Genomic DNA, 6,535 nt, shown 5'->3' with positions numbered 1-6,535 from the left:
GGCGAAAAGGGCAAGGCGGTGGGCAGCCTTGCCCTTGTCAGGCAGGGATCAGATCCAGAGATCGAACGCCGCACCTGGCCCCGCGGGCACGGGGATCTGCAGGCTCGCGCTTTCGGCAATGACGAGGTCATCGAAGCCGAAGTTGTCCGCCGTCTTGGGGTCGCCATCGTCGACCGAGAAGGTCAGCCGCCGCGCATCGTGCAGCGCCGCATCGAAATCGACCCGCACGTTCTGCCCCAGAATACCCAGCCTCACCGTCTGCGTACCGATCAGGTGCTCGCCTGCCGTATCGTCGTAGGCCTTGATCGTCAGCGTCTGGTAATCGCGCCAGCCCGAGGCGAAGTTGGCCGAGACCGGCGTGAACGGCAGCTCGCGGGAAAGGCTGGCGGGCGTACCCGCTGGTCCTTCACGCGCACCGGTCTCTTCCCTGCCCAGTCCTTCGAGGATGATGAAGCTCTGCGTCCCGCTCGTCGGGCTATAGCCGATCGGACCAGAATAGCTCTTGTTGTTGATCGCCACATGGTCCCACTGGAACCCGTGGTAGCCATCAACCACTTCGCGCGCCGCCTCGGTGAACACGGCAAAGTCATCGGCATTCAGCGAGAAGCGGTCCGTCCCCGCATCGTACCCGCCCTCCAACTGGCGCACCGTGTCAACCGTCTTGTCGGCAAACTTGATGAACTCGATGTCGCGCAGCGTTTCGACATCGCCGGTCTTGCTGTCGGTCAGGCGGTAGGCGGTCGCCTCGATCTTCTCGATCGTGTAGTCCGCGAACTTGCCCGAAAGCACGGCCAGATCGGTGCCCTTCCCGCCTTCCAGGCTGTCGCTGCCCTTGCCGCCGATGAGGATGTCATCCCCCGCGCCGCCGACCAGGGTGTCGCTGCCCTTGCCGCCGGCCAGCGTGTCATCGCCGCCAAGGCCCACCACGGTATCGCCGGTATCGGTGCCGAACAGCGTGTCGGCCCCGGCGCTGCCCTCGTGATAGACATCGTGCCCGGTGACATAGGCCGCAACGCCGATGCTGGGATGCTCCGCGTCGGTATCGAGCAGGGTCGCGGCCGGCTTCCCGTCCTTGATCTCGACCACATAGATCGACCCGGCCTGCCGCGCGAGCAGGTCCACATTGCCGATCCCCTTGATCCCGGCGGTGGAGAGATCGACCGTCACCGTGCGATCCTTGGCATCGGCTGCCCAGACGCTGACCAGCAGCTTGTCACCCGCCGCGTTGATGCGGGCAAGCGCATGCACCGGCTGGGTCACCCGGTCGACTTCCACGCCGTTCTCGAGGACGCGCAGATCGTAGTCGGGATAGATCTTCGCGCCTTCCGGCAGGTCGTTCTGCCAATACTGCTTGTAGGGCCCCGCCACGAGGCGGCCTTCGAGAATGAAATCGTCCAGCCAGGTGAAGGCGGCGTGGACTTGCCCGAGCGTGGTGATCTGGTCGAGCGCGTCGGCACGGTCTGCGGTATTGACGTCACCGCCATCACGCCGCGTTTCGTCGAGGTTGTACGAGCCAGCATTCGCCCCCGTGGCACCGGTCAGGTACATCAGCTTCAGGAAACCGGCATAGCTCTTGTACTGGGCATCGGTCGAGAACGGGTCCCACCAGCCCGAGGCGACGAAGTTGTAGGCATTGTGCTTGCCCAGATCGATCTGCTCCGCAACCGCATTGAGCAGCTTGCGCACGATGTTGGATTCGCCAACCCAACCGGTATTGTTGCTGCTGTAGTAGGATTCACCCACCGGTGTTGTGCTGAACGAGTCCGCCGTCTTGCTGTAGTCGAAGCCCCAGCCATAGTACCCGCCATAGCGACCACGATCCTGCGACCCGCTGTTGATATAGTAGATGAACTCCTCGAGCTCGGGCACTGCCGCCAGCACGGCGTCCTTCACCGGGCCGTGAATGCGCACAGCCTGATCAGTAGCGTACTGGTAAAGATCGTAATGCTCCCACGGCACATCGATCGCGCTGGCATCGATGTTGGCGATGTAGTTCGTGCCCAGCTGCGCCGCGATCGCCGGATTGTTGATCCAGCTGAGATAGGCAAAATTGATCGGCGCAGGCCCCCATTCACCCTGGTCGATCACGTAGTCGATCTTGGTTCCCAGCTTCTGGAGCTCGGTATCGATCGCCTTGACCTTGGTCGCCCAATAGTCCGCAACGAGCTGCCAGGTTTCCTGCGGGAGCAGGTTGTTCCAGGTGTACTGGCCGTTCGGCTTCCCGTCGGCGCCCAGCGCCGGAACGAACAGCTGCTGCGCTGCCGCCTCGACTGCCGCATCCGCCGGCACGAACTTCCCGTCGCGCCAGGTGCCGACATCGCGGTTGAGATAGACGCGGATCTTGGCATCCGGGCTCTGGTTGAGTTCGTTGAGGAACGCATACCACGCCCCGTCCGGCTTGCCCGCCAGAATGTTCGGCCCCAGCCGCGAGTCCGTCTCCAGCGCATAGCCCCACGCGTCCGCCAGCGCGACGCGGCCATCGGTCAGCGGGTCGTAATACCCGAACGTGGTGAGGGCATCGAGCTTGGTGTCGGGATTGAACACCGGGCGGATCACGTGATCGGAGCGCAGATACTCACCCGCGCTCAGGATCTCGGCTGGCAGGTTCGCGCGCCCATCCGCAGCCGGTGTCACATCCACATTGACCTTCGCACTTGCGGTCGCACCCGAAGGATCAGCCACGGTCAGCGTGAAGCCGCCATCGGCGCCGCTGCCGGGGGTGAACAGCACGCTCCCGTCCGGCGCGATGCTCACCGTGCCGCCGCTCGCGTCCTTCACGCCGACGATCTTGAGCGCATCGCCATCGACGTCCTTCGCCGCGCCGAGCAGGTCCGCCGCCGTGTAGATCGCCGTCGAGCCCTGCTTCGCGCTCACCGCCTGCTCGGCCAGCACCGGCGCATCGTTCACCGCGGTGATATCGATCACTGCCTTGGTCGTCGCGGTCAGGCCGTTGCCGTCCGCCACCGTCAGGGTGAAGGCGCCCGCGCCCTTGCCGTTGAGATCGGCGGCGGGGTTGAACTGCACCGATCCATCCGCGCCCAGCACCGCCGTGCCGCCGCTCGCATCGGTCACCGAAACGATCTTGAGCGGCGAGCCGGTTGGCGATTTCCACCCCGCGAGGAGGTCCGCCGCGGTGAAGCTGCGCGGCGCATCCTCGTTGATCACCGCCTTGGGATCAGGCCCGCTCAGCGATCCGATCAGGTCGATCTTGTGGAACACCGTGCTCGTCGCGCCTGCCGCATCGCGCACCTTGATCGTGAAACCGGCCACGTCATCGCCCGTCAGCCCCGCCTTGGGCACGAAGCGGATCGTGCCATCGGCCTGCAGCCGCGCGCTGCCGCCCACCACATTGCTGATGCCCACCACCCTGAAGGCATCGCCCTCCACGTCGAACGCGCCCTGCAGCACATCGGCCTGGCTGAAGATCTTCGTCGCGCCCGGCGCCAGCACGAAGTTCTGCTGCACCAGCGTCGGCGCATCGTTCACCGCCCGGATGTCGATCAGCGCCGTCGCCGTCGCGGTTTTCCCCGTGGCGTCGGTGATCGTATAGGTAATGCTCGCCGCGCCCGTGCCGTTGAGATTGGCATCGGGGCGGAAGACCCAGCCGCCCTTCCCGTCCTCGATCAACCGGCCGCCGGTCACCTTGTCGATGGAGGCGATCTTGAGCGGAGTCCGCTCCGGATCGCGCCAACCCGAAAGCAGATCGGCATTCGAAATCGCGCGGTCGGTATCCTCACGCAGACTGAACGTGCGTGATCGGCCTGTCGGCGCAAGGTCTGCCACAGCAAGGGCGCGGGCAGCAGGAGAGGAAAGGCTGGACGAAGACGTGGGCATGGCGGTCCTCTAGGCACACGATCGCACGGCGAAAATCGCGGCGCGACGGAACGGAAATCGCCGCTGGATGCGACCCCGTGTCAGCACCCCCGGCCCGCCAACCTTTCGTCAATCTTGATGAACAGTAGGTAACAATCGCACGATAATTCGCCGTTAACCACAGAATTTTGATCAGATATCATCTATGCGGGACGCGGAATAACGCCTTTTCCATCCAGATTGGATGTTTATTCATCAAGTTTGTCTACTTGTAATTTCAGGGTCAGCGAATGCGACCACGCTCCTCCCCCCGCGCCAGTTCCATCCCCGGACTCCGCCCAGTGGCCATCCGCAAATTCGCCGCTAGGATGCTGCGCAAACAGAACCGATGGAGAGACATGCCATGACTGAACTTGCCGGCCGCATTGCCCTCGTCACCGGCGCCTCGCGCGGCATCGGCGAGGCGTCTGCCCGCGCCCTCGCCGCGCTGGGCGCGCGCGTTATCGTCACCGATCTGGCCGCGCCCGAGGAATTGGCAGAGCAGATCGGCGGCCTCGCCCGCGCGCATGATGTGACCGAAGAGCAGAGCTGGATCGACACCATGGCCTTCGCCCGCGAAGCCGCCGGCGGGCTCGACATTCTGGTCAACAATGCCGGGCTGTTCCTGGCGAAACCCCTCACCGAAACCACGCTCGAAGACTGGCGCCGCCTCCACACCGTCAATGTCGAAGGCGTGTTCCTCGGCTGCAAGCACGCCGTCCCGCTCCTGGCCGAGCGTGCGAACCTGTGGACCGGCGGTACTTCGATCATCAACCTGTCCTCGGTCGCCGGCCTTGTCGGCAGCCCGCTGGTCAGCTGCTACAACGCCAGCAAGGGCGCGGTCCGTCTCTTCACCAAGGGCGTGGCGGTAGAACTCGCCCCATCACGCATCCGCTGCAATTCGATCCACCCCGGGATCATCGAAACCGACATGGGCCGCGATCTCGTCTCCCAGTTCGCCGCGGCCACCGGCACCGGGGAAAACGACACCCGCGCCAGCTTCTCCAACCTCCACCCGCTCGGCCACTTCGGCGTGCCCCAGAACATCGCCGACGCGGTCACCTTCCTCGCCTCGGACCGCGCGGCCTTCATGACTGGCTCGGAACTGGTGGTAGACGGGGGCTTTACCGCGAGCTGAGGGGGACGATTACTCCTCACCCATCCGCAGCGCCGCAATGAACGCCTCCTGCGGGATGGTCACGTTGCCATATTCGCGCATGCGCTTCTTGCCCTCTTTCTGCTTTTCGAGGAGCTTCTTCTTGCGGCTGATGTCGCCGCCATAGCACTTGGCGGTGACGTCCTTGCGCATCGCGCTGATCGTCTCGCGCGCGATGACCTTGGCGCCGATGGCGGCCTGGATCGGGATCTTGAACATGTGGCGCGGGATGAGGTCCTTGAGGCGCTCGACCAGATGGCGCCCGCGCGGATCGGCCTGGCTGCGGTGGACGACCATGGAGAGCGCATCGACCGGCTCGTTGTTGACGAGGATGTTCATCATCACGAGATCGCCTTCACGCAGGCCGATCTGCTCGTAGTCGAAGCTCGCGTAGCCGCGGCTGATCGATTTCAGGCGATCATAGAAATCGAACACCACTTCGTTGAGCGGCAGCTCATAGCTGACTTGCGCGCGGCCGCCGACATAGGTCAGCCCGGTCTGGATGCCGCGGCGGTCCTGGCAGAGCTTGAGGATAGAGCCGAGGTATTCATCCGGCGTGTAGATCGTCGCCTTGATCCACGGCTCTTCCATTTCGCGGATCTTGACCGGATCGGGCATGTCGGAGGGGTTGTGGAGTTCCTTCACCGTGCCGTCGGTCATGGTGAGGCGGTAGACCACCGAAGGCGCGGTGGTGATGAGGTCGAGGTCGTATTCGCGGCTGAGGCGTTCCTGAATGATCTCGAGGTGCAGGAGGCCGAGGAACCCGCAGCGGAAGCCGAAGCCGAGCGCGGCGCTGCTTTCCATCTCGAACGAGAAGCTGGCGTCATTCAGCCGCAGCTTGCCGATGCTTTCGCGCAGCTTCTCAAAGTCTGCCGCATCGACCGGGAACAGGCCGCAGAAGACGACCGGCTGGACTTCCTTGAAGCCCGCCAGCGCCTGCGTCGCGCCCTGCTTGACCGTGGTGATCGTGTCACCCACGCGGGCCTGTGCCACTTCCTTGATCTGCGCGGTGATGATGCCGATTTCGCCCGGCCCGAGTTCGTCGAGCACTTGCAGTTTGGGCCGCATGCAGCCGACGCGGTCGATCAGGTGTTCGGTGCCGCCGGCCATGAACTTGACCTGCAGACCCTTCCTGATGACGCCGTCGATCACGCGCACGAGGATGACGACACCGAGGTAGGGGTCGTACCATGAGTCCACCAGCATGGCCTTCAGCGGCGCGGTGCGGTCGCCCTTCGGCGGAGGGATGCGCGCGACCACCGCATCGAGCACTTCCTCAATGCCGATGCCCGATTTGGCGCTGGTGAGCACGGCCTCGCTCGCGTCGATGCCGATCACTTCCTCGATCTCGGCGCGCACCTTTTCAGGCTCGGCGGCGGGCAAGTCGATCTTGTTGATCACGGGGACGATCTCGTGGTCGTGCTCGATCGACTGGTAGACGTTGGCAAGCGTCTGCGCCTCGACGCCCTGCGCCGCATCGACCACCAGCAGCGCGCCTTCGCAGGCGGCGAGGCTGCGGCTGACTTC

At 64.5% G+C, this 6,535-nt stretch carries 3 protein-coding genes; 1 reads left to right on the top strand and 2 read right to left on the bottom strand.

Translation table 11 applies throughout. The annotated features are described in order from the left end of the window. Window positions 1-48: 48 nt before the first annotated feature. Window positions 49-3,834 carry a cadherin-like domain-containing protein gene (locus K5Q19_RS21740; protein ID WP_292949601.1) on the bottom strand — a complete coding sequence of 1,262 codons (3,786 nt, stop codon included), beginning with the start codon at window positions 3,832-3,834 and terminating at the stop codon, window positions 49-51. Between the two features lie 382 nt (window positions 3,835-4,216). Between K5Q19_RS21740 and K5Q19_RS21735 the strand changes: the two genes are divergently transcribed. Beyond that, window positions 4,217-4,990 (top strand): glucose 1-dehydrogenase, encoded by a 774-nt coding sequence (locus K5Q19_RS21735; RefSeq protein ID WP_292949598.1) that lies wholly within the window; start codon window positions 4,217-4,219, stop codon window positions 4,988-4,990. Between the two features lie 9 nt (window positions 4,991-4,999). On the opposite strand, the gene lepA is transcribed toward K5Q19_RS21735, so the two are convergent. Further along, the coding region (gene lepA / locus K5Q19_RS21730; protein WP_292949595.1) for a translation elongation factor 4 at window positions 5,000-6,535 on the bottom strand (1,536 nt) is incomplete at its 5' end.

This window comes from Novosphingobium sp. (assembly GCF_019748365.1).
In the GTDB taxonomy this organism is placed as follows: Bacteria; Pseudomonadota; Alphaproteobacteria; order Sphingomonadales; family Sphingomonadaceae; genus Novosphingobium.
This window is presented reverse-complemented; position numbering and strand designations above follow the sequence as displayed.

Bases quoted from the DNA above. Each gene is read 5' to 3' on its own strand.
- K5Q19_RS21735 (WP_292949598.1), top strand. From the start codon at position 4,217: ATGACTGAACTTGCCGGCCGCATTGCCCTCGTCACCGGCGCCTCGCGC.
- K5Q19_RS21740 (WP_292949601.1), bottom strand. From the start codon at position 3,834: ATGCCCACGTCTTCGTCCAGCCTTTCCTCTCCTGCTGCCCGCGCCCTT.